Source organism: Bradyrhizobium sp. B097, from assembly GCF_038957035.1.
Lineage (GTDB): Bacteria > Pseudomonadota > Alphaproteobacteria > Rhizobiales > Xanthobacteraceae > Bradyrhizobium.
Map to the genome: position 1 here is coordinate 258197 of NZ_CP152412.1, position 21808 is coordinate 280004.

The 21808-nt window shown below is 64.6% G+C and carries 19 protein-coding genes and 1 pseudogene; 8 read left to right on the plus strand and 12 right to left on the minus strand.

Features of this window, described 5'->3' with window-relative positions; translation table 11 throughout:
* The first annotated feature begins 180 nt into the window (after positions 1 to 180).
* The gene (locus tag AAFG07_RS01275) at positions 181 to 699 is read left to right on the plus strand and encodes a GNAT family N-acetyltransferase (RefSeq protein ID WP_342725657.1); all 519 of its coding nucleotides are present in this window, start codon (positions 181 to 183) and stop codon (positions 697 to 699) included.
* A 46-nt stretch (positions 700 to 745) separates the two neighbouring features.
* On the opposite strand, the gene AAFG07_RS01280 is transcribed toward AAFG07_RS01275, so the two are convergent.
* Complete coding sequence (locus AAFG07_RS01280) at positions 746 to 1498, minus strand: helix-turn-helix transcriptional regulator (protein WP_342725658.1); 753 nt, start codon at positions 1496 to 1498, stop codon at positions 746 to 748.
* 251 nt (positions 1499 to 1749) lie between these two features.
* On the opposite strand from AAFG07_RS01280, the gene AAFG07_RS01285 reads away from it, so the two are divergent.
* Entirely contained in the window at positions 1750 to 3165 is a 1416-nt protein-coding gene (locus tag AAFG07_RS01285; RefSeq protein ID WP_342725659.1) for an MFS transporter, read from the plus strand.
* 56 nt (positions 3166 to 3221) lie between these two features.
* On the plus strand, positions 3222 to 3401 hold the full coding sequence (locus AAFG07_RS01290; RefSeq protein ID WP_342725660.1) for a DUF1127 domain-containing protein: 180 nt from the start codon (positions 3222 to 3224) through the stop codon (positions 3399 to 3401).
* Positions 3402 to 3491: 90 nt separating this feature from the next.
* Here AAFG07_RS01290 and AAFG07_RS01295 read toward each other — a convergent pair.
* The 4 genes and pseudogenes from AAFG07_RS01295 to AAFG07_RS01310 all read right to left on the minus strand — a co-directional run.
* Positions 3492 to 3623, minus strand: a pseudogene (locus AAFG07_RS01295) (IS5/IS1182 family transposase); the annotation flags it as partial.
* Between the two features lie 4 nt (positions 3624 to 3627).
* Positions 3628 to 4605: a dienelactone hydrolase family protein gene (locus tag AAFG07_RS01300; protein WP_342725661.1), complete on the minus strand. Its 978-nt coding sequence runs from the start codon at positions 4603 to 4605 to the stop codon at positions 3628 to 3630.
* A gap of 44 nt (positions 4606 to 4649) precedes the next feature.
* Positions 4650 to 4955, minus strand: coding sequence for a hypothetical protein (locus tag AAFG07_RS01305; RefSeq protein ID WP_342725662.1), 306 nt, complete (start codon positions 4953 to 4955; stop codon positions 4650 to 4652).
* Between the two features lie 153 nt (positions 4956 to 5108).
* Entirely contained in the window at positions 5109 to 5561 is a 453-nt protein-coding gene (locus AAFG07_RS01310; RefSeq protein ID WP_342725663.1) for a hypothetical protein, read from the minus strand.
* 132 nt (positions 5562 to 5693) lie between these two features.
* Between AAFG07_RS01310 and AAFG07_RS01315 the strand changes: the two genes are divergently transcribed.
* Positions 5694 to 6671 carry a LysR family transcriptional regulator gene (locus tag AAFG07_RS01315; RefSeq protein WP_342725664.1) on the plus strand — a complete coding sequence of 326 codons (978 nt, stop codon included), beginning with the start codon at positions 5694 to 5696 and terminating at the stop codon, positions 6669 to 6671.
* Positions 6672 to 6916: 245 nt separating this feature from the next.
* On the opposite strand, the gene AAFG07_RS01320 is transcribed toward AAFG07_RS01315, so the two are convergent.
* From AAFG07_RS01320 to AAFG07_RS01335, 4 genes are all read right to left on the minus strand, one after another.
* Entirely contained in the window at positions 6917 to 8509 is a 1593-nt protein-coding gene (locus tag AAFG07_RS01320; protein WP_342725665.1) for an ABC-F family ATP-binding cassette domain-containing protein, read from the minus strand.
* 138 nt (positions 8510 to 8647) lie between these two features.
* On the minus strand, positions 8648 to 9967 hold the full coding sequence (locus tag AAFG07_RS01325; RefSeq protein WP_342725666.1) for an Hsp70 family protein: 1320 nt from the start codon (positions 9965 to 9967) through the stop codon (positions 8648 to 8650).
* Between the two features lie 286 nt (positions 9968 to 10253).
* Positions 10254 to 11615, minus strand: a complete 1362-nt coding sequence (locus AAFG07_RS01330; RefSeq protein ID WP_342725667.1) for a carbohydrate porin — start codon at positions 11613 to 11615, stop codon at positions 10254 to 10256.
* A 16-nt stretch (positions 11616 to 11631) separates the two neighbouring features.
* Positions 11632 to 14007 carry a glucose/quinate/shikimate family membrane-bound PQQ-dependent dehydrogenase gene (locus tag AAFG07_RS01335; protein ID WP_342725668.1) on the minus strand — a complete coding sequence of 792 codons (2376 nt, stop codon included), beginning with the start codon at positions 14005 to 14007 and terminating at the stop codon, positions 11632 to 11634.
* Between the two features lie 348 nt (positions 14008 to 14355).
* Here AAFG07_RS01335 and AAFG07_RS01340 point away from each other — a divergent pair, with 348 nt between their 5' ends.
* Positions 14356 to 15105: a class I SAM-dependent methyltransferase gene (locus AAFG07_RS01340; RefSeq protein WP_342725669.1), complete on the plus strand. Its 750-nt coding sequence runs from the start codon at positions 14356 to 14358 to the stop codon at positions 15103 to 15105.
* 8 nt (positions 15106 to 15113) lie between these two features.
* On the opposite strand, the gene AAFG07_RS01345 is transcribed toward AAFG07_RS01340, so the two are convergent.
* Together AAFG07_RS01345 and AAFG07_RS01350 are read right to left on the minus strand one after the other, a co-directional pair.
* Positions 15114 to 15602: an SRPBCC domain-containing protein gene (locus AAFG07_RS01345; protein WP_342725670.1), complete on the minus strand. Its 489-nt coding sequence runs from the start codon at positions 15600 to 15602 to the stop codon at positions 15114 to 15116.
* Between the two features lie 7 nt (positions 15603 to 15609).
* Positions 15610 to 16566 (minus strand): LysR family transcriptional regulator, encoded by a 957-nt coding sequence (locus AAFG07_RS01350; RefSeq protein ID WP_342725671.1) that lies wholly within the window; start codon positions 16564 to 16566, stop codon positions 15610 to 15612.
* Positions 16567 to 16667: 101 nt separating this feature from the next.
* Between AAFG07_RS01350 and AAFG07_RS01355 the strand changes: the two genes are divergently transcribed.
* Both AAFG07_RS01355 and AAFG07_RS01360 read left to right on the plus strand, forming a co-directional pair.
* Positions 16668 to 17849 (plus strand): MFS transporter, encoded by a 1182-nt coding sequence (locus AAFG07_RS01355; protein ID WP_342725672.1) that lies wholly within the window; start codon positions 16668 to 16670, stop codon positions 17847 to 17849.
* A 22-nt stretch (positions 17850 to 17871) separates the two neighbouring features.
* On the plus strand, positions 17872 to 18906 hold the full coding sequence (locus AAFG07_RS01360) for an aldo/keto reductase (protein WP_342725673.1): 1035 nt from the start codon (positions 17872 to 17874) through the stop codon (positions 18904 to 18906).
* A 30-nt stretch (positions 18907 to 18936) separates the two neighbouring features.
* Here AAFG07_RS01360 and AAFG07_RS01365 read toward each other — a convergent pair whose 3' ends face one another.
* Positions 18937 to 19839, minus strand: a complete 903-nt coding sequence (locus AAFG07_RS01365; RefSeq protein ID WP_342725674.1) for a helix-turn-helix transcriptional regulator — start codon at positions 19837 to 19839, stop codon at positions 18937 to 18939.
* A 292-nt stretch (positions 19840 to 20131) separates the two neighbouring features.
* On the opposite strand from AAFG07_RS01365, the gene AAFG07_RS01370 reads away from it, so the two are divergent.
* Complete coding sequence (locus AAFG07_RS01370; protein WP_342725675.1) at positions 20132 to 21772, plus strand: NAD(P)/FAD-dependent oxidoreductase; 1641 nt, start codon at positions 20132 to 20134, stop codon at positions 21770 to 21772.
* Positions 21773 to 21808 lie beyond the last annotated feature (36 nt).

A 21808-nucleotide genomic window follows, 5' to 3' on the forward strand; every position in this document is an offset into this window, starting at 1 on the left:
TTATCCCGGACCGTTGAAGTTGATCGTTCCAGTCTGCTAGGACTTGGAAGAGATGGTTCGAACTGAATCCTCCCCTCTCCGCCACCCTTCGCCCTGTCCAGCCCTCCATAGCCATCCGGCTACTTCGGACCGGAGAGCGTGGTCGGCCGCTATTCGCCCTGCGGCGCGTGATGGCCGCTCATGACCGATGACATCCCAACCATCACGACCGACCGGCTCACGCTCCGTCCGCAGGTTGCCGGCGATTTTCCCGCCTATCATGCATTCCTGGCGTCGCCGCGCTCCGTCGGCATGGGCGGTCCGTTCGATGTCCGTTCGGCGTGGGGGATGTTCTGGCACGACCTGGCGTGCTGGCGCTTGTTCGGCCATGGCGCGCTGATGATTGATCTCGTCGCGGCGAAGCAATGCATCGGCCAGGTCGGCATCAACCACGGACCGCTGTTTCCGGAGCAGGAGCTCGGCTGGTTGCTCTATGACGGACACGAGGGATACGGCTACGCCACCGAAGCGGCGCTTGCCTTGCGCGACTGGGCCTTTGCGACGCTGAAGCTGTCTTCGCTCGTCAGTTACATGTCGCCTGACAATGCGATGTCCGCCGCGGTGGCGAAGCGATTGGGCGGCGAGCTCGATCCGTCAGCGCCGAGGGACGATCCGCATGATCTCGTCTACCGCTATCGGCCGCTGCGTGGAGATGCGTGAAGCGTGACCTGAACATCCTCCGGGTATTGGACGCGTTGGCGCTGACTTAACCCGAGATAACCGCTACCCGGCCTCTGGACAGTGATGCAACCTGCCGTTCGCGGCCGTCCTTCGAGGGGGCGCCCTCGATGCCGAACGTTGTGGCAAGTCCTCTAACACCAGCAGGCGTCACGACGAGCGCGCGGCTATCCCGGACATGCTCAACCCAATCGTGACCGAGAGCGTGATGAAGGATGGCAGCGCCGAGCGCCCCGGCCAGATGCGGCCGGCGCTCGCTCCAGTCGAGACACGGGCGACAGAACACTCGGCGCTTGGAGGCGAGGCGAAGATCAACGCCGAACTCATCGAAGAATGACCGACCGGCATCGGTCAGTTGTCCGCCATCCTCGTCGAGCAGAATAAACGACTGCTGGACAAGCCAGTCGGCGATCGCGACGGCGATACGGCCGGCCATGTGGTCATAGCACGTGCGCGCGTGTCGGAGCGTCTCTCCGCCGCGCCAGAGATCGCGCCGGGCGGGGCCTTCCTGGGCCACGACCATGAGACCTTCCAGCACGCGCGCGACGTGCGGAGAGGCCAAGCGAAAATATCGTCGTCGGCCCCGCTTTGCGAGCGCAAGCAATCCGGCGTCGCTGAGTTTCGCAAGATGGCCACTCGCTGTCTGCGGCGCCACGCCAGATACATAGGCGAGCTCCGAGGCGGTCAACGTTCGACCATCCATCAGCGCACTGAGCATGTTGGCGCGCGCCGGATCGCCGATGAGTGCCGCGACTTGGGCGATTTTGGGTCCCGTGTCCATGTCTTTCTCCTACGCCGATGAGGACGCGGTGCCAAGCACGAATACTTCGGCCAAGACCGTAGTGTTTCTGCAAGACCGATGCAGTCGCGGGACATAGGTTGTCCGGACACCACCAAGCCCAAGCGAAAGGCATCGCCGCGACGGGACGAAAGATCGTCTCGCGGCTCCAAGTCTTCGATTGGCATCGAATGATAATCGAAAAACGAGCTGGTCTGAGCCATCAAAATCTCACAGACAACCGAGTGTGATCAATGCAAGCAACTTCGCTGAACACAAGGCAGCCGGAGCAAGCCGGCTCTGACAGCGCGTCATCCCGTTCGCCTCTCGCCGCGGCGCTGGCGCTTGCCGCCACGAGCCTCGGCCTCGGCGTCGTGCAGCTGGATATCACCATCGTTAATACCGCGCTGAGCAGCATCAGCACCTCGCTCGGCGGCAGCGTGGCCGAGCTGCAATGGGTGGTGACCGCCTATACCATCGCATTCGCTGCCTTCATCTTGACCGCCGGTGCGCTCGGTGATCGCGTTGGCGCCAAGCGGATATTCATCGGGGGCTTTGCAATCTTCACGTTGGCTTCGCTCGCCTGCGCATTGGCTCCGTCGGCGATGTTCCTGATCGTTGCTCGCTCCGTGCAGGGCCTGGCGGCGGCAATCCTGGTGCCGAACTCGCTGACGCTGCTCAATCACGCCTATACCGATCCGAAGGCGCGCGGCCGCGCGGTCGGCTTCTGGGCCGCAGGTGCGAGCGTCGCACTAACTGCGGGGCCGCTCGTTGGCGGCGCGCTGATCGCGCTGGTCGGCTGGCGCGCGATCTTTCTGGTCAACCTGCCGATTGGCGCCGCCGGCCTCTGGCTCGCCTGGCGTTACGCCGAGGAGACGCCGCGGCTCGCGCAGCGCGAGATCGATCTGCCGGGACAGATCGCGGCGATCACGGCGCTCGGCGCGCTGGCCGGTGCCCTGATCGAGGGCGGCGCGCTCGGCTGGAGTCATCCGCTCGTCATCGCGGGCTTCGCCGGGGCGGCCGTAATCGGACTCCTGTTCGTATGGCGCGAGGCGCGCGCGCTGCAACCAATGCTGCCGCTGTCGCTGTTCCGCCATCGCATGTTCGCGCTGACCGCTCTGGTCGGGCTTCTCTTCAACATCGCCTTCTACGGCCTGATCTTCGTGCTCAGTCTCTACTTCCAGAACGTCAATGGCTGGTCGCCGTTCGCAACGGGCCTCGCCTTCGTACCCATGATGGCCATGGTGCTCCCCGCCAACCTGATCGCCGCGTCGGTCAGCGAGCGCCTTGGCGCGCCGCAAACCATTGCGTTGGCTTGTGTGATCGCCGCCGCGGGCTGCGTTGCGCTGCTGCCTATGGCCTCAGGCACCAGCTACCGGGTGATCGGCGCTCAGCTCATCATCCTCGGCGGCGGGCTCGGCCTGCTCGTGCCGTCCTTGACTTCGACGCTGCTCGGCAGTGTCGAGAAATCGCGATCCGGCATCGCCGCGGGTGTACTGAACGCGACGCGGCAGACCGGCAGCGTGCTTGGCGTTGCCCTGTTCGGTTCGCTGGTCGGAGGGGACAACGCGTTCATGGCAGGCGCGCATGCCTCGCTCGTGATATCGGCCGCTGTGTTGCTCGCAGGTGCGGTCGCAATCGTGCAGGGCCGGGCAAAGGAGGGGCGATGATGGGGAGGTGCAGGTCGAGTCCGTGTGGTGCCCGGAGACCGAAGACCAGGGCGTCGATGACAAATCATCATGATTGGGGTCTTGTGAATCAGGTCAGCGACACCCTGCGCACTTGGCGCGACCGGGTTCGGCAGCGCCGCGAATTGGCGCAATGGACAGACCGCGACTTGCATGATGTCGGCCTTTCCTGGAGCGACATCGCTCTGGAAGTCACGAAACCCTTCTGGCGGGCTTGATATGAGTATGCACCCTAATCTAGTGGCTCGGATCGTGGGTTCCCGATCGTCGGAGCGAAAAATTGCTTTTGCATCGACAGGGATTGACTGACTTAACCTATCGTAGCGTGTCGCCACTCGACGGTACTGTTTGATCCCGTTGAAGGACCGTTCAACCTGATCGCGAGCGCGGTAAAGATTCGGGCTGAAGCAGATCGGATCGCGGCGATTGCCTTTCGGCGGGCTCCTACGGCTGAAGCTGGAAAACCTCCGTCAGGAAATCTCGAACGAATAGGTGAGCCTGATTGCTCGCAGCTTCGTTGTAGGCGACCGTCGGATCCTTTTCGACGCAGGCATCGGCGTAGCTAAAGGGCTTCTGCGTCGCGTGGTTGACGATCTGATGATCGTCCGCTTCTACAAGCCGGCAACGCCGCGTCGTCGCGGCTCCCTTCAACGTCAGCGGGGTCCGGAGAGACGGGGCGTCGAAGACGTGATAGGCATCGGGAAACTCGATCAGCTTGACGTCCTTGTGCGCGCCGGTCAGTCGCTCAACATAGGCGCGGCAGGGTGCCACGGGATTGTAGTTGTCCGAGCTGCCATGGAGGATGCGGATAGGCTTGTCGCTGACGTCGGTGTCACCCCGGTACGTCGTCGTGCAATCGGGATAGAAGGCGATGTGCGCCGCGAAGCGCAGGTTGTTGGCCGGACCCAGCGTCCCATACAGTCGGTTCATGGCCGAGTACAATGCCGATTGTCCACCCCTGGAGAAGCCCATCACCGCTATGCGATTCGGGTCGATTCGCGGATGCTTGGCCAACAGGTCGAGGGCCCGATAGGCATCGGCAACCATGTTCAGACGACCAAGCCGCGCCTGATCGGCTACGGTTGAAACGATTCCCCGTGCCGAAAAGCTGTCGATGGCAAATGTCGCGATACCGAGTTGGTTGAGGGCTCTCGACCACTCGTCGATCGAGCCTCCCACGCCGCCCATACCTCCCGCGCCATGGAGCAGAATAACGGCGGGCAACCTGTCAGCGCCTGCCTTCGGGATCCGCAGCTCGCCCGCGATCGTCACCGATTGGCCGTTGCTGCGCCCCGCCAGGAATTCGGAATCAGCGAGCGTTACCGACGCAATGGGGTAGACCTCCAGGCGCGCCACTTGGGCCGCGGCCGACCCGACAATTGCCGCAAGAAAAGCAAGCGCTATCGCAGATTGCTTGATCACATCCCTCTCCCGTGTCGGATCAGCCCTGATTTTGAGATGAACCCTTAAAGACCTAGAGCTGCGGCGTTGTCGCGCTCGGCCTGACGTTGCCGAACCATTGCCAGTTCTCGGCGGCACGCGGCGAACCCCGCTGTTCCGGACTGTGCAGCGAATTGCTCGCAGAAGCTGCGATCCTCCTCCGCGATGGTCTGCGCAAGGCGCTCTCTCGTCGCTGCATGCATCGCGGGGCCGGAAATGAAAAGTATGTACAAGCCAACAGCGAGGAACGCTGTGGCGAACAGCACGTATCCGAGCACGGCACGCGACACTTTGCGCGGGCAGGGGTGAGAATTTGCTCTGGCTTCGGTCATGTGAGGTCTCTCGCAGAGGTTCCTGGCACAATCAGCGTGGAAATGCTCTCGATAGCAGACGGCCGGAATACTTTTCGCCCGACGCTTCGCGGCAGCCTCAAGCGGTTACGAGCTCTACGCCCGCAGAATAAGTCCGCGAGAGCCAGGCACGCATCACTGCTCGCAAAGCCGCTTGTATTCGATGCGGATGGCGTGAAAGGGCTTGTTGCCGGTGTTCTCGATCGCGTGCTCGGCTTGAGCCGGCAGCCGGACCATCAGCGGGAGTTCGACTGATTGCTGCCCCTGCACGACCGACTGGAATACTTTGCCATCCTTGTCGTAGTTGACGTAGGGAGGACGCGAATCCACCACCATTACACTGGGCCAGCGATGATGATGCGAGGCTTCGCACTCGCCCGGAAGAACAGTCACCTCCAGCACGCGCAGGTCTGCCGTTTCGTAGATCACCCTGTGATTCTTCGGTGCAGCCGTCACCGCTTCGCGGTCTTCCGCCCAAGACGCTGCGCCGGCCAGGCCCGCACACATTGCAGTGGTCTGAGCAAAGCTGGCCGACGTCACCATCGTGCCGACCAATGCGGCGATCGCAGCAAACGCAGGCTTCCTCATCACGCTTCCCCGACAAGCAAATTCTGGACGCAGCGTAGGCACGGAGGCCGGCCGCGTCGAGCAGCTTGGCCGAATTTCAGTCGTGAGTTAATATCACGAATAGGAAGAGCACCCGGCACGAGGGATTTCGTCTTGAATCGCGGTCATCGCCTTGAAATGCTAATTAGCGCGGCCGACAGCGGCAGCTTCGCTGCGGCGGCGCGGATCATGGACTTGACGCCGTCGGCGGTCAGCCGCGGCATTGCTGAACTGGAACGCGAGCTCAAGGTCCCTTTATTCAACCGGACGACGCGCCAGCTCAAGCTCACTCAGGAAGGGGCCGACGTCTATCGCAGGGCTGTGGACATCGTTGCACGCATTGCCGAACTAACCGATGGCTTCACGAACAGGCATGGGCGGGTCAGCGGTATCGTGCGAGTGGGCGTGCAGGCGCCGCTCAGCCGCTATGTCCTGATGCCGAGGCTGGCCAGTCTGAATGATCGGCACCCCGAGTTGCTCGTCGAAACGCGTCTGACGCAGGACCCTCGCGACATGCAGTCTGAGAACCTCGACGTTCTGCTGTACGTTGGCGAACCTCCTCCGTCGCGGCTCGTGGCGCAACGGCTAGGTCAAGGCAAGCCGGCAGCGTATGCCTCGCCGGACTACGTACGTCGTTTTGGTGCGCCGGTGCACCCTGCCGATCTCGTCAACCATCGCTGCCTGCTGTTTCGCCCAGCTTGGTCGACTGGTCCCTTCGACCATTGGAAATTCGAGCGCAAGGGGAGGCTTGAGACGATACGGGTGCGTCCTTCGTTCGTCACACCGGATCGCGAAGGCTTGATCGTCGCGGCCTGTGCTGGCGTTGGCGTCATCTACATGGCCTGCTTCGATCCGGCCATCCTGACGTCGGGCCGTCTCACTCGACTACTGCCGGGATGGTCTTGCCCACCGAGCTTCGGCATCCACCTGTTGTACCGTCGCGGCAGCATCGGCATTCCGCGCGTGGCGGCATTCTTGCGCTTTGCGCGAGAGGCCTTCGCCGACTTCGATCCTGGCGAACTCACGGTGCTCCATGCCGACACGGCGACGAAATCCAGCTCTCTGCCGCGGGTGGCCCTGGCGAAGGCGTGAACCTCCCTTGATCGGCGCTTCCGCATCCATAAGCCTATCCCAGTTCTGTTCCACGTTCTCGACAGGCACCAGAAGCGCCTCCGCGCGATTGATATCCTGGACGCCGGATCGAACGGCCTCCGCAGGCTGAAGCGGTGGCCTCTGGCTACTTTGCATGGGGTTGTTTTTGATATTTTGGTGGAAGCCGCGGCCGCTGGGCGCGATCGACGTCTGCCAAGGGATGACCCCGACAATCCCATCCATCGTCACCGGGTATAGGCGTCGAGCTCGAATCTGCGGGTGATCGCGATGGCTTCGAGGAAGGTCTCATCGTGGCTGACCACCAGCAGCGCGCCGTCATAGGCGCGCAGTCCGGCCTCGACCGCTTCCATGGATTCGATGTCGAGATGGTTGGTCGGCTCGTCGAGGATCAGGAGCGGTGGCGGCCTCACGCCACCGAGAACGCAGGCGAGGCCGGCGCGCAGCAACTGGCCGCCGCTGAGGCTGGAGACGGTCTGCAGGGCTGCATCGGCGCGAAACATGAAACGCGCCAGCGCGGCGCGACAGGCGTTCTCGCTCGCATCCGGATTGATGCGTCGGAAATTGTCCAGGATCGAGACGGACGCATTGAGCAGGCTGACCGCCTGATCGAACATCGCAAAGCGGGTCATCACCTCGACGGCGCCGCGCGCCGCGGTCAGATCGCCGCTGACGAGCTTGAGCAGCGTCGTCTTGCCGGCGCCGTTGGGGCCTGTGATCGCGACACGCTCCGGACCTGCCATGGAGAAGGTGAGATCCCGCAGGATCGGCGTTTCAGCCGTGTAGCCGGCATCGGCGGCTTCGATCCGCAGCACCATCCGGTTCGCCGGCAGCTGCGTCGACGGCAGTTGTACCGAGAACGGTTGCAGCACCTCGATACGCTGGCGCGCCGCGGTGGCCAATTCGAGCGCCTGCGTCCGCCGCCGCTCGGCGAGGCGGGCGTTCTCGCCGCCGGTGTCCTCGCTGCGATCCTTGCGCAGCCCGGCGGCGATGCGCGGCAGATCGCCCTTGGCGCGTTTCCTCGCACCGGCGCCATCCTTGCGCGCTTGCCGTTCGGACGTTTCCCTTGCCTTGCGGTCGATCTCGGCGACGCGCTTCTCGGCATCGGCCAGATCGTGTCGTGCCGCCGACAGCTCGATCGCCTTGCGGGCACGGTACTGGCTCCAATTGCCGCCGTAGCGCCGGGCTTCCAGCGAGGTCAGTTCGACGATCGCATTCATGGTCTCGAGCAGCTCGCGGTCATGGCTGACGATGATGGCGCCATGCCGCCAGTCGGCGAGCAGGTCGATCACCGTCTGGCGTCCGGCGCGGTCGAGATTGTTGGTGGGCTCATCCAGCAGCAGAAAGTCCGGCTGCGCGAAGGTCAGTGCGGCGAGGCGCGCCCTGGTGGCCTGTCCGCCCGACAGCGTCGCCAGCGGGGCGTCGAGCACGTCGTTCAGTCCGACACGCGCGAGCGCCGACGCGATGCGCGTATCGAGCGTCCAGTCGATATCCGCAAGCTCTTCCGTGCTCGCAAGGCCCTGTTCGGCGCGGCGCAACGCGGCGAGCGCACCGCGCGCGCCGAACAGATCGACGACGCCTTCGTCCGGCGTCACCTGAACTGACTGATGCAGCATCGCGACACGTCCCTGAACAGCGACCGTGCCGGATTGCGGCGCGCGCGTGCCCGCGATCAGGCCGAGCAGCGTCGTCTTCCCGACGCCGTTCCTGCCGACAAGGCCGGTCCGTTCGGGTCCGAAGTTCAGATCGATATTGGAGAGAAGAACCCGGCCGTCAGGCGCGGACAGGGTCACATGGGAGAGCGTGATCGATGCAGGCATGGCAATGGATATCCCGGTGGGCAAGGCTGATGGGCGTTGCGGTCCGGATGAAATCCATGGCTGTCGGCATCCTCTCGAATTGATGATTGAACTGATGTAGCCGCGTATTGGGCCGGGATCAAGGCGCGACGCGAACCGTCACGCCGCTTCCGCGAAGGTCCAACGGTCGGGATCCGGCGTGTGGCCGATCAAGGCGAGACCGTAGGCGATTGATTCGAACTGGTCCGCCGAGGTCAGCCGCGCTTCGCCGAAGCGCTCGGCGAACAGGCGCTGCACGGCCGGCACGAACGAGGTGCCGCCGGTCAAAAACACCTTTTCCACGTCGCGCGCGGTGATGCCGGACTTGGCCAGTGCTTCGTCGACGGTTGCGCCCAGCCGCTCGATGTCGTCGGCGATCCAGGATTCGAAATCGTCGCGCGTCACGGTCGCGCCGATATCGATGCCTTGCCGGGCGAAGCGGAACTCGACGCGGTCGCGGCTCGACAGCGCGACCTTGGTGTCGGATACGGCGCGGTACAGCGCGAAGCCGAGATCGTGGTCGACGATGGTGATGAAATCGTGCAGCGGCGCCGGATCGATCGCGGTGCGCGCGAGCTGCTGCAATTCGCGCAGATCGCCATTGCCTCGCATCATTGCGAGCTGATGCCAGCGCGCGAGGCTCGAATAATAGTGATTGGGGATCGGCAGCACCTTGTCGAACGAGCGGTAGTTGGTGCCCTTGCCGAGCCGCGGCGACACGATGTGGTCGACGATACGGTAGTCGAAGGTGTCGCCGGCGATGCCGATGCCGGAATGTCCCAGCGGCTCGGCGCGCAGCACACCGCCCTTGCGCGAGAAGCGCATCACGGAAAAGTCGCTGGTGCCGCCGCCGAAATCGGCGACCAGCACGGTCGCATCGTGATCGAGGCTGCGCGCGAAGGAGAACGCCGCGCCGACCGGCTCATAGACATAGCGCGCATGGCCGGCGCCGAGCCGCTCGAATGCGGCCCGGTAGCGCTGCATGGCGAGCTCGTCATTGGGATTGCCGCCGGCAAACTTCACCGGGCGGCCGACCATGATGGTCGGCGCGCCGAGGTCGAAGCCCTCGCCGGCATGGCGCGTCAGCGTGCGCAGGAACGCCGCGAGCAAATCCTCGAACTTGTAGCGTTGCCGGAATATCTGCGTGGTGTTGAACGCCGAGCTTGCCGCGAAGGTCTTGAACGACTGGATGAAGCGATGGATCGTGCGTCCCTCGAGGAACTGCTCGATCGCCCACGGGCCGCCCTCGGCGCGCGGATGCAGGCCGGCGCCGGGCCGGTCCTCCCAGAAGCACAGCGCGGAGACATAGACGTTATGCGTACGGCCGCCATGGTCGAATCGAACAGCCTCGACGCGGCCGTCGCCATCGGACAGCGCGACCACGGTGTTGCTGGTGCCAAAATCGACGCCAATCGAGACGGCGCGCGGGGCGCTCGACATGTCATGCTCGGATTGTCTGTGAAAGGGGCCGGACCTTTAGCGGCTTTGGCCACGTTTGCCAACCCTTCCGGACGTCGCGGAGGTCACGATGAAGTTAGGTTGAGTCGGTGCAGCGGCAAACTCGCTTCACCTCTCCCGCTTGCGGGGGAGGTCGCCGCGCGTAGCGCGGCGGGTGGGGGCTCTCTCCACGATGTGACTCGCGGAGAGAGCCCCCACCCCGACCCTCCCCCGCAAGCGGGAGAGGGAGGACACCTCGTTCGTGGCTGGATCTCGTTGCGCTCGGGCGTCAGAAATTCGCGACCGTCTTCAGGCCGAACACCAACGCGTTTGCGTTCCTGCTGGTCCCGCCGGGGTCGATCACGTACTGGACGTTCGGTCGCACCTGCAGGCCGGCGAGCGGCCGGTAGGTGTAGTAGAGTTCCATGACGTATTCATTGCCCTGGACGGCCACGGGGCCGAGGCCGGCCAGGTTCTGCAACTCTTCCGACCAGGCGATGCGGCCGTTGACATGGGTGGTGCCGACCGCAAATCCGATATCGTCCTCGGGTCGCAACCGGAATGGTCCGGTATAGGTCAGGCCGCCGGCGATCTGATAATCGGTGGTGGCGGTCCGGCGGTCGGCCATGGTCGCATTGAAGAACAGGCTGAGCATGCCCGCGGAGCTCGCTTGCGATGGCCGGATCACCTGCTGAATGAAGCTGACATAGGCGCCGTAACGTCCGCGGCTCTGCAACAGCGGTTGCCCGCTGAGCACGGCCGGGTTGCCGTTGACGTCGGTGACCACATCGGGGGCGGTCGAGGTGTCGTACCAGCCGCCGAACTTGTAGCTGCCATGCAGATCGCCGAACTTCGGCAGCCAGGCGAGCTCGGCCGGGATGAGCAGGCCGGTGGATCCCGAGTAGAATACCGGAAGCGCCGACTGCGAGACCTTCAGGTAATTGGGATTGGCGTCATAGACGCCGAACTGAAAGTAGCCGAAGCCCTGCAAGTTGAACTTCAGTCTCGTGGCCCATTGGCTGACCGGCCAGTTGTAGATGTAGTTGCCGACGAGGTTACCGGGCTGCGCGCCGCAGAAGGTCAGGTTCTGGAAGTCGCACGCGAATGATGCGAAGTCTTCGCCGAAGGTGATGCGTCCGATCTTCCAGTCGACCAGGCCGTCGATGAATTTCTGGTCGTACCAGAATTGGGTGAGCCGCAGCGTCTGCCCGCGTCCGAACAGCTCCTGCACCTGCTGTAGCGTGCCGAGGCGCGCGTCATCGCCCAGATTGCTGCCGTTGCGGTCGGTCCACGTGACCTGGATCGTGGCGCCGGGCACGACACCCAGCTTCGCAAGATCGAACGTGGTGCCGAAGGTCCATTGATCGGTGTAGGCGACCTGCTGCCGCTGACCGCCGGTTGCATTGCCGGCGAGCTCGCTGGTGTAGCCGAACTGAAAATCGATGCCGGCATTCAACAGCCGGGTTCGCGCGCCGTCCCAATCGCCGGGCAGCCAGGGGACCGGTGCCGGCGCCGGGTTGGCCGCGGCGCCTTGAGCCGTCAGATCGGCGGCATGTGCGAGCTCACCGCCTGCGCAGACCGCCAGCGCCGTGAGACCCAGCCAGAGACAAAACGCTGTCGGATGCTTCGCTCGGTCGCCGGACGCAAGCATGACGACGCTCCCGGGTTCAATCCTTCAACGCATAGGCGATGACGTAGTCGCCGCGTTTGGTGCCGAACGAGCCGTGGCCGCCGGCCGCGGTGACGACGTATTGCTTGCCGCCGGCCTCGTAGCTCATCGGCGTCGACTGCGCGCCGGCGGGCAGGCGATCTTCCCAGAGCACCTTGCCGTCGCGCACGTCATAGGCGCGGATCGTGTACTCATAGGTGCCGGTGTAGAACGCGACGCCGCCGGCGGTGGTGATCGGCCCGCCCAGCATCGGCACGCCCATCTTGAACGGGAGCGGAATGGGCGTGGTGTCCCGGATCGTGCCGTTGGGATGCTGCCAGACGATCTTCATCGTCTTCAGATCGATGGCGGCCATCGAGCCCCATGGCGGCCGGTAGCACGGCACGGAGAGCGGCGAGAGGAAGCTCGAGATATCCACCCCGAACGGCGTGCCGTACATCGGCTGCGTCCCGACCTCGCTGCCGACCGGCTTCTCGGCCGTCGGCGCCGGAGGATTTTGCGGGCCGCGCGGAATTAGCCTTGAGGCGAACGGTAGCGACATCGGATTGGCAATGGCGATCTGCCGCACAGGATCGACCGCGATGCCGCCCCATTCGAACATCCCGAGATTGCCCGGGAAGACCAGCGTGCCCTGCAACGACGGCGGCGTGAACGTGCCCTCGTAGCGCAGCCGGTGGAACATGATCCGGCACAGCAGCTGGTCGAAGATCGTGCCGCCCCACATGTCGGCGCCGGTCAGCTTCGCCTCGGGCCGGAATGTCAGCTCGGAGAACGGCTGGGTCGGCGCGGTGCGGTCGCCGGGCGCGGGGCCCTGCGGCACCGGACGTTCCGGCGCCGGCACGATCAACTCGCCGGTCCTGCGGTCGAGCACGAAGATGTTGCCGACCTTGGTCGGCTGGATGATCGCGGGAACGACGCCCTTGGCCGTCGTCACATCGACCAGGCTCGGTTGCGAGGGAATGTCCATGTCCCAGAGATCGTGATGCACGGTCTGGTACGACCAGGCGCGCTTGCCGGTGTTGACATCCAGCGCGACGATCGAGCTGGAATAGCGCTCGACCAGCGCATCGCGATTGCCGCCCCAGATGTCAGGTCCGTTGTTGCCGGTCGGGATGTAGACCAGATTTAATTTCGGATCGAACGAGGCCGTGATCCAGGAATTCGGTGACCCGTTGGTGTAATGACGCGTCGGCGACGGCAGCGCGTTCTCGTCGGCAGCGGCGGAGTCCCAGGCCCAGACCAGCTTGCCGGTGTAGACATCGAAGCCGCGGATCACGCCCGAAGGCACTTCGACCGCGTAATTGTCGATCACCGCAGCGGCGACGACCAGGATCCTGTCACTGACAACCGGCGGAGACGTCGGCTCGAAGAACCCTGCGGTCTTGATCCCCATCCCTTGCTGCAGGTCGAGGGTGCCGTGATCGGCAAAGCCGTCGCAAAGCTTGCCGCTGTCGGCATCGAGCGCGATCATGCGGCCATCATTGACCGGCAGGAAGATCCGGCGCGGGCATTCGGCCGGCGCCGGATTGCCGCCAGAGTCGACGGCGCCCTGTGCGGTCTCGTGATAGGAGACCCCGCGGCAAGTCATGTGCTGGAACGTCTTGTTGTGCACGAGCTTGGGGTCGTAGCGCCAGCGCTCGGTGCCGGTCCTGGCGTCGAGCGCGAACAGCACCTGGTGCTGCGAGCAGAGATAGAGCGTGTCGCGCACCTTGATCGGGGTGACCTCGAAGGTGGTCTCGCCAGAATCCTCTGGCGTCTTCACGTCGCCGGTGCGGAAGGTCCAGGCGACCTTGAGGTTGCCGACATTGTCTGATGTGATCTGCTTCAGCGGCGAATAGCGCTGGCCGAATTGCGTGCGGCCATAGGCGCGCCAATCGCCATCGGGTTGCGGGTCGGCTTCGCTCTGCGGCACGACAGGCCCGGCGTCGGCAATGGTGCCGTTGATGTCCTGATAGCTCGACAGCAGCCCGGCGATGAGGACGACTGCTGCCGCGACGACGCCGACCCAGAGCGGCGCCGTCGCGCGCGCGTAGGACCCCGGCTCGTTGCGCGAGAGGCCGCGAACGATCACGGGCGTCAGCAGCCAGAGTGCCATCGGGAAGATGATGTCGCCGCGCGCTGCGAGCGGCCACCAGTCGAATTTCACCTCATAGACGGCCCATGCCAGCGTGCCGACCAGCACGATCGCAAACAGCCAGAGCGCCTGATGGCGCTGCGCCAGCAAGAGCGCAGCCGTGGCGAGAATGCCGACGCCGATGACAATGTAGAAGATGGATCCACCCAGCGCGGCGAGCCAGATGCCGCCGCCCGCGAGGACCAAACCGATCAAGGCGTAGACGATACCCGTGACAAAGACGGCCCTGGATCGCTGCATGGCTGCACCAGTGCGGAAGAGGCACCGGGCTTGTCCTGCGCAAGCGCAACAGACCGCGTCCGCTCTCAAGAACTGTGGTTCAATCAACCGTAACTTGCAACCGGGAACTGCGACGTTGGTGCAACACAAGCGTGCAAAGTTGCGCTATCGATTCCTGGCGCAGCAAAATCACTCAAACTGCGTGCACTTTGTTCAACAAGGAGCAACGCCAGGCGCGTGGCACTGACGCAGAGGTGACGGGTGCTCAGCGAATCTTGACTCGATGCGCTCTTCCAGTTCTGCGCCGGCGCTGCTTTATACCGTTCCGCAGATCTCATCGCAGATGCCCGGCTCGCAGGAGAAGCACACATGACACTGAACCCTACGGCCAGGAATTATCGTGTCGCGGTCGCCGCCTACGAGGCGGGCCGTCCCAGCTATCCGGCGGAGATCGTCGCCGCGCTGCCGCTGCAGGCCGCGCGCTGTGTCGTCGATCTCGGCGCCGGAACCGGCAAGTTCACCCGCCTGCTGCTGCCGCATTTGTCCGAGACGGCGCGTCTGGTCGCGATCGAGCCGGTCGCCGAGATGTCGGCGAAACTCGCGAACGAAGCCGGGATCGAGGTGATCAACACCCGCGCCGATGCGATCGGCCTCGAAACCGGCAGCGTCGATCTCGTGACCTGCGCGCAGGCGTTCCACTGGTTCGACAACGAGCCGTCCGTCGCCGAGATCGCACGACTGTTGCGTCCCGGCGGTACGCTGGCGTTGGTCTGGAACAACAGGGATGACCGCGCGCCGTGGGTCGACGCCTTGTCGGTCATGATTGAAGGCTACGCCGGAGATACGCCCCGGCAGCGGACAGGGCGCTGGCGCTGGATATTGAAAGACCCTCGCTTCGTGCTCGAGAAGGAAATCGTGCAGGACCATCCGCATCGGATGGCGCGCCAAGGTGTCTATGAGCGCGTCGTGTCGACGAGCTATGTCGCCAATCTCCCTGATGCGGAGAAGGCGGTCCTTCGCGACAAGACCGACGCCATCCTGCGTGAGGCCGGTCTCGGTGATTCCGACGAGGTGGTGTTTCCTTATGTCACGCAGCTCTTTTTGCTGAAGCGGGTCTAGACCCCGCGCTATTGCGCGGTGCGTCCTTGCTCGACGGCCTGCTTCAGGCGCGGCAGCGCCATGCGCCAGTAGAACGCGACATGCTTCGCGCCGGAATCGGCGCCGATTTCCCACCCCGGGCCGCGCCGAATTGGCGACGGCGGCACTTGCTGGGTGACGGTCAGCAGCGTCTCGCCGCCGCTAGCTGCGAGCGTCATCGTGATCGTTGCATAGGATTGCGGAATATCCGGCAGGCCGGAGACCTGCGACCAATAGGAATATTCGAGCCGTGACGGCGGCTCGACGTGGAGGACGCGGCCCTTGTCGCGATAGCGCTTCGCGCCGATCTCGGCCTCGATCTCGATCGGTGCGCCGATCTGCCAATCGGTGTTGAAATGCGCGTTGCGCCATGTCTCGCCCGCTTTGGGGTCCGTGATCGCGTCCCACACCTGCTTTGGCTGCGCGGCAATGCGGATCGACTCGGTAACAGTCTGCAAGACCGAGGTTTCGTTCGTCATCAAATGCTCACTTGTCACTTACGACTTTCCATTTCCCATCCGCGTCGCGCCGCAGTGCCGGATCGCCGATGCGGACATTGCTTGCAAGAAAATCGATGAACGCCCGGACCCGCGCCGGCAGCGGACCGGCGTGGCCGACATAGACCGCGTGGATGTCCTCGCGATCGCCGGGATTGAGGTTTTGCAGCACCGGCACGAGGCGCCCGGCCTCGATGTCGGGGCCAATGTGAAACAGTGCCAGCCGTCCGAGTCCGATGCCGCCGAGCGTGAGCTGGCGCGCGGCTTCGCCGTCGCTGACGCGGGCGACCGGTGGCGGCAGCGCCTCCTCGATTCTTTCAGCGCGGCGGAACGGCCAGCCGCGGATGCTGCGCGGAAAGGTCCAGCCGATGCCGCGATGGGCGGCGAGGTCCGCCGGGGTCTTCGGCGTGCCGAAGCGCGCGAGATAGGAGGGCGCGGCGACCACCACCATGCGGCTGGTGCCGAGCTTGCGCGCGATCAGCCGCGAGGCGCCGAGCGGGCCGACGCGGATGGCGACGTCGGCGCGCGCCTGCATCAGATCGACCAGTGTGTCGGTCAGCACGATGTCGAGGGTGATGTCGGGATGTTCGCGCATGAAGCGCGGCAGCAGCGGCATCACATGCAGCATGCCAAACGGGATGTTGCTGTTGACGGTGAGATGGCCGCGCGGCACGCATGAGGCGGCCTCGCGTTCGGCCTCATCGATATCGGCCAGGATGCGCTGGGCGCGCTGATAGAAGGCCTGGCCCTCCTCGGTCAGTTGCAGCTTGCGTGTGGTGCGGTTGACCAGCCGCGTGCCGAGCCGCGTCTCGAGCCGGGAAACCAGCTTGCTGACGCCGGACGGCGTCTGGCGCAGGCTGTTCGCGGCCGCCGTGAAGCCGCCGAGATCGACGACGCGGACGAACACGTCCATCTCGCCGGAGCGGTTGGTGTCTGTTCGGGACATGTTGAATTCAAATCACAAATGATTGGATTGCGGCCATTCTAATCCTTCCTCGCCCGGACCGCTATCTCGCATTGCGGAATCCTCACCCTCCGGAGCGACACATGCCTCTCGCAGTCCTTGCCTTGACCGCCGGTGCCTTTGGCATCGGCACCACCGAATTCCTCATCATGGGGCTGTTGCTGCAGGTCGCCGCCGACATGCAGGTATCGGTCTCTGCGGCGGGGCTGCTGATCTCCGGCTATGCGCTCGGCGTGTTCGTCGGCGCGCCCATCCTGACGCTCGGCACGCGGCGGATGCCGCGCAAGGCGGTGCTGCTGGCGCTGATGGCGATCTTCACGCTCGGCAACGCGGCCTGCGCGCTGGCGCCGAACTACGAATTGCTGATGGCGGCACGCATTCTCACGTCATTGGCGCACGGCACCTTCTTCGGCGTCGGCTCGGTGGTCGCAACCAGCCTCGTGCCCGAGGACAAGCGCGCGTCGGCGATCGCGACGATGTTCATCGGTCTGACGGTCGCGACCTTGCTCGGTGTGCCCTTCGGCGCCTGGTTCGGACTGATGCTGGGCTGGCGCGCGGCGTTCTGGGCGGTGGCGGTGATCGGCGTGATCGCGTTCATCGTCCTGGCCGTGCTGGTCCCCGGCCATGTCGGTGCCAACGACAAGCCCGTGCCGCTGCGCGACGAACTCGCCGTGCTCGGCCGCCCGCAGGTCCTGCTCGGGCTTGCCATGACGGTGTTCGGCTTCGGCGGGCTGTTCGCGGTCTTCACCTATGTGCAGCCGATCCTGACCCGGCTCACCGGATTTTCCGACGCCGCGGTGTCGTCGATCCTCTTGGTGTTCGGCGCTGGCCTTGCGATCGGCAATGTCGCGGGCGGACGGCTCGCGGACAAGGGGCTCGCGCGTGCGTTGCTGGTGTCGCTCGGTGGCCTCGCGGCCGTCCTCGTCGCGCTGGCGGCGGTGATCTCGATCAAGGCGTTGGCGGTCGCCCTGTTGTTCGTGCTCGGCATCGCCGCGTTCGCAACCGTCGCGCCGCTGCAGCTTCGCGTGCTCGAAGCCGCCGGCGTGGAAGGGCGGACGCTGGCGTCCAGCCTGAACATCGCGGCCTTCAATCTCGGCAATGCGCTCGGCGCCTGGGCCGGCGGCGTCACCATCGATCGTGGCTTCGGCCTCGGCGCGCTGCCGCTGGTCGCCGCCGTCATCACCGCGGTCGGGCTGCTGCTCGCGCTGTGGAGCCTGCGCCTCGACCGGCCGGTCGTCCTCGCCACGCAGTGCCCGGCCGAATGAACTGGATCAAAGGAGTATGACCATGGAATATCGCAATCTCGGTGCGTCCGGCCTGAAGGTCCCGGTGCTCAGCTTCGGCACCGGCACCTTCGGCGGCCAGGGACCGTTGTTCTCGGCCTGGGGCCGCAGCGACGCCAGCGAGGCGCGGCGGCTGATCGACATCTGCCTCGAGGCCGGCGTCAATTTATTCGACACCGCCGATGTCTATTCGAACGGCGCATCGGAGGAGATCCTCGGCGCCGCGCTCAAGGGCCGCCGCGACAAGGTCTTGATCTCGACCAAGACCGGCCTGCCGATGGGTGACGGCCCGCTCGATGCCGGCACGTCGCGATATCGCCTCGTCGCTTCGGTCGACGCGGCGCTGAAGCGGCTCAACACCGACTATATCGATCTCCTGCAACTGCACGCTTTCGACGCCTTCACGCCGATCGACGAGGTGCTGTCGACCCTCGATGCGCTGGTGCGCGCCGGCAAGCTGCGCTATGTCGGCGCCTCGAATTTCTCCGGCTGGCATTTGATGAAATCGCTCGCCGTTGCCGAGCGGCACGGCTGGCCACGCTACGTCGCGCACCAGGTCTACTATTCGCTGATCGGCCGCGATTATGAATCCGAGCTGATGCCGCTCGCGCTCGATCAGGGCGTCGGCGCGCTGGTCTGGAGCCCGCTCGGCTGGGGCAGGCTCACCGGCAAGATCAGGCGCGGGCAGCCCTTGCCGGCGAACAGCCGCCTGCACGAGACCGCGCAGTTCGGGCCGCCGGTTGACGACGAGAAGCTTTACGCGGTCGTCGACGCGCTGGACGTCGTCGCCACCGAGACCGGCCGCAGCGTGCCGCAGGTTGCGATTGCCTGGCTGCTGGCGCGTCCCAGCGTGTCCTCGGTCATCATCGGCGCGCGCGACGAGACGCAGCTTCGCGACAATCTCGGCGCGGTCGGATGGTCGCTCTCGGCGGACCAGATCGCGCGTCTCGACCGAGCGAGCGCGGTGATGCCGGCTTATCCCTACTACCCTTACCGAATCCAGGACGGCTTTGCGCGGCTGAACCCGCCGCCGGTGTGAGCCGGCCGCGGGCCTGCCGGCGTCACGGTCTCACGCTTGTGCGGAATGTTTGCAGACTTGCCGGCGGTATTCCGCCGGCGTGACGTTCATGTGCTGGCGGAAGACGCGATTGAGGTGGCTCTGGTCGGCAAAGCCGCTCAGCAGCGCGATCTCCTTCAAGGCAACGCGGTCCTTGCGCAGATGCTGGCACGCGTGCTCCACCTTGCGCCGCAGGACATAGGCATGCGGCCGCGTGCCGTAATGCACGCGGAACTTGCGGGCGAACTGGATCGGCGTGCAATTGCAGATGTTCGCCAGCTCTTCCAGCGTGATGTTCCGGAAGATGTTCTGCTCGATATAGTCCTCGATCAGCCGGGCGTGCGCCGGGCGAAAGCGTCCTTGCGCGCACGGCATCTTGAATTCGATCGCCGCATATTTCCGCAGGATGTGCACGCTCGCCTGCAGCGCCAGCGCGTCGTAGCAGAGGCGTCCACCTGGACCGCCTGCGGCAACCTCCTGGACCATCTGGTCGTTGATCCAGGTCAGCATCGGGTCTTCGGCCTTGAGCAGGTCGTGCAGTTCGATCGCCTCGGCGTCGCGGTCGAAGGCGTCGCTCGCGGTCTTCATCATGAGGGAAGGGGCAATATAGAAATGGGTGACCTCGATGTCGTTCTTCCAGTGCCAGCTCGATGGCTCGGCGCGGGTCAGCAACGACGTGACGCCACGACCGACGTGATCTTGCTTCCAGGCGCCGGTGACGCGGCGGTTCATCGACGTCACGCCGTCGCGATAGAGCACGAGCAGGAAGTTTTCCGACGGTGGGACCCAGATATCCGATGGCTCATAGCGGAATATCCGCAGCCGGAAGTCGCTCCTCCCGACTGAGGCGCTGTCCAGCTTCAGCTCACCGGGCGCATAGCGCGGCAGCTCCTCGACCGTGATCAATTGGCCCATCGCGCGAGCCTCCTCCATGGATCCGTGGCGCGGTTGAGCGCTTCTTCTTGGCTGGACGTTTGCGCGCAGGATAGGCCGCTTTCGCCGTTTGCCAAGGCGACCAACGGCCGATGGCTCGATTGCACGGCCGCGTTCCAGAGATTGTCGGTTTCATCCAAGCCGCTCGGTCGCACGGCCCGTAGCCTGCTCTGCGTCCCGGCGACAGCGGCCGAGATCCAATTGACGCAACGCACCATCACCCGGCGACACGGTGGGTATGAGCGCGTGCGAAGCAAGACAACAGGAGGAAACGATGACCGAGACCGTCACAAGGTCGAATGGAAGCAATGGTGCGCGTGCAATGACCAAGCTCGACGCCGTGGTCGTCGGCGCCGGCGTCGCCGGCCTCTATCAATTGTTCCGCCTGCGTGAGCAGGGGCTGAACGTGAAGGCGATCGATGCCGGATCAAGCGTCGGCGGCACCTGGTACTGGAACCGCTACCCCGGCGCACGCTTCGATTCCGAAGGCCACACCTATCAGTACCTGTTCTCCGAAGAACTCTACAAAGGCTGGAGCTGGAGCGAGCGGTTCCCGGGCCAGCCGGAGATCGAGCGTTGGCTGAACTACGTCGCCGACCGACTCGACCTCAGGAAGGACATCCAGTTCGGCACCACGGTGAAGAGCGCGCACTTCAACGAGACGACGCAACGCTGGCTAGTGACGACGGATCAGGGCGATGTGATCGACGCGCAATTCCTGGTCACCTGCTGCGGCATGCTGTCGGCGCCGCATGTGTCCTTCCCCGGACAGGAGACCTTCAAGGGCGAGCTGTTCCACACCGCGCGCTGGCCCAAGGGGCCGATCGAGCTTGCGGGAAAGCGCGTCGGCGTGGTCGGCAACGGCGCGACCGGAATCCAGGTGATCCAGTCGATTGCCGGCGAGGTCGGCCATCTCAAGGTCTTCATCCGCACCCCGCAATACATCATTCCGATGAAGAACCCGAAATGGGATGCGGCGGATGCCGAGGCCTACAAGTCGAAATTCAAGTTCTTGACCGAACGGCTGCCGAAGACGTTCACCGGATTCGAATTCGACTTCGAGCACGCCTGGGCTGACCTGACGCCGCAGCAGCGCCGTCAGGTGATCGAGGACTGCTGGAATGACGGATCGCTCAAACTGTGGGTTTCGTCCTTCGCCGAACTGTTCTTCGACGAAGCCATCAACGCCGAGATCACCGAGTTCGTGCGCGAAAAGATGCGCGAGCGGATCAAGGACCCCAAGCTGTGCGAGCAGCTGATTCCGTCCGATTATGGCTTCGGCACGCACCGGGTGCCGCTGGAGAGCAATTTCCTCGAGGCCTTCCACCGGCCCAATGTCGAGATCGTTAGCGTCAAGAACAATCCGATCGCCCGCATCACGCCGGAGGGCATCCAGACCGCCGACGGCACGGTGCACGCGTTCGACGTCATCATCCTGGCCACCGGCTTCGACGCCGGAACGGGGGCGTTGACGCGGATCGACATCCGCGGCCGCGAGGGGCGATCGCTGAAGGACGATTGGGGCAGGGACATCCGCACCACGATGGGCCTGCAGGTCCATGGCTATCCGAACCTGTTCACGACAGCGGTGCCGCTCGCGCCCTCGGCCGCGCTGTGCAACATGACCACCTGCCTGCAGCAGCAGGTCGAGTGGATCGCCGATTGCATCAAATATCTGCGCGGCAAGAACCTCAACGTCATCGAGCCGACCAGGGACGCCGAGGATCAGTGGGTGACGCATCACGACGAGACCGCCAACGCCACGCTGATCGCCAAGACCAACTCCTGGTACCTCGGCTCGAATGTCGAGGGCAAGCCGCGCCGGGTGCTGTCCTATTGCGGCGGTGTCGGCACCTACCGCCAGAAATGCGACGAGGTCGCCGCGAGCGGCTATCAGGGCTTTGCCACGCAATAGCGCCTGATCGCAACTGGACTTCGTAGCCCGGATGGA

Excerpts from the sequence above, each read along its gene's own strand:
- AAFG07_RS01275 (WP_342725657.1), top strand. The coding sequence starts at position 181 with ATGACCGATGACATCCCAACCATCACGACCGACCGGCTCACGCTCCGT.
- AAFG07_RS01280 (WP_342725658.1), bottom strand. The coding sequence starts at position 1,498 with ATGGACACGGGACCCAAAATCGCCCAAGTCGCGGCACTCATCGGCGAT.
- AAFG07_RS01285 (WP_342725659.1), top strand. The coding sequence starts at position 1,750 with ATGCAAGCAACTTCGCTGAACACAAGGCAGCCGGAGCAAGCCGGCTCT.
- AAFG07_RS01290 (WP_342725660.1), top strand. The coding sequence starts at position 3,222 with ATGACAAATCATCATGATTGGGGTCTTGTGAATCAGGTCAGCGACACC.
- AAFG07_RS01305 (WP_342725662.1), bottom strand. The coding sequence starts at position 4,955 with ATGACCGAAGCCAGAGCAAATTCTCACCCCTGCCCGCGCAAAGTGTCG.
- AAFG07_RS01310 (WP_342725663.1), bottom strand. The coding sequence starts at position 5,561 with ATGAGGAAGCCTGCGTTTGCTGCGATCGCCGCATTGGTCGGCACGATG.
- AAFG07_RS01320 (WP_342725665.1), bottom strand. The coding sequence starts at position 8,509 with ATGCCTGCATCGATCACGCTCTCCCATGTGACCCTGTCCGCGCCTGAC.
- AAFG07_RS01325 (WP_342725666.1), bottom strand. The coding sequence starts at position 9,967 with ATGTCGAGCGCCCCGCGCGCCGTCTCGATTGGCGTCGATTTTGGCACC.
- AAFG07_RS01330 (WP_342725667.1), bottom strand. The coding sequence starts at position 11,615 with ATGCTTGCGTCCGGCGACCGAGCGAAGCATCCGACAGCGTTTTGTCTC.
- AAFG07_RS01335 (WP_342725668.1), bottom strand. The coding sequence starts at position 14,007 with ATGCAGCGATCCAGGGCCGTCTTTGTCACGGGTATCGTCTACGCCTTG.
- AAFG07_RS01340 (WP_342725669.1), top strand. The coding sequence starts at position 14,356 with ATGACACTGAACCCTACGGCCAGGAATTATCGTGTCGCGGTCGCCGCC.
- AAFG07_RS01345 (WP_342725670.1), bottom strand. The coding sequence starts at position 15,602 with ATGACGAACGAAACCTCGGTCTTGCAGACTGTTACCGAGTCGATCCGC.
- AAFG07_RS01350 (WP_342725671.1), bottom strand. The coding sequence starts at position 16,566 with ATGTCCCGAACAGACACCAACCGCTCCGGCGAGATGGACGTGTTCGTC.
- AAFG07_RS01355 (WP_342725672.1), top strand. The coding sequence starts at position 16,668 with ATGCCTCTCGCAGTCCTTGCCTTGACCGCCGGTGCCTTTGGCATCGGC.
- AAFG07_RS01360 (WP_342725673.1), top strand. The coding sequence starts at position 17,872 with ATGGAATATCGCAATCTCGGTGCGTCCGGCCTGAAGGTCCCGGTGCTC.
- AAFG07_RS01365 (WP_342725674.1), bottom strand. The coding sequence starts at position 19,839 with ATGGGCCAATTGATCACGGTCGAGGAGCTGCCGCGCTATGCGCCCGGT.
- AAFG07_RS01370 (WP_342725675.1), top strand. The coding sequence starts at position 20,132 with ATGACCGAGACCGTCACAAGGTCGAATGGAAGCAATGGTGCGCGTGCA.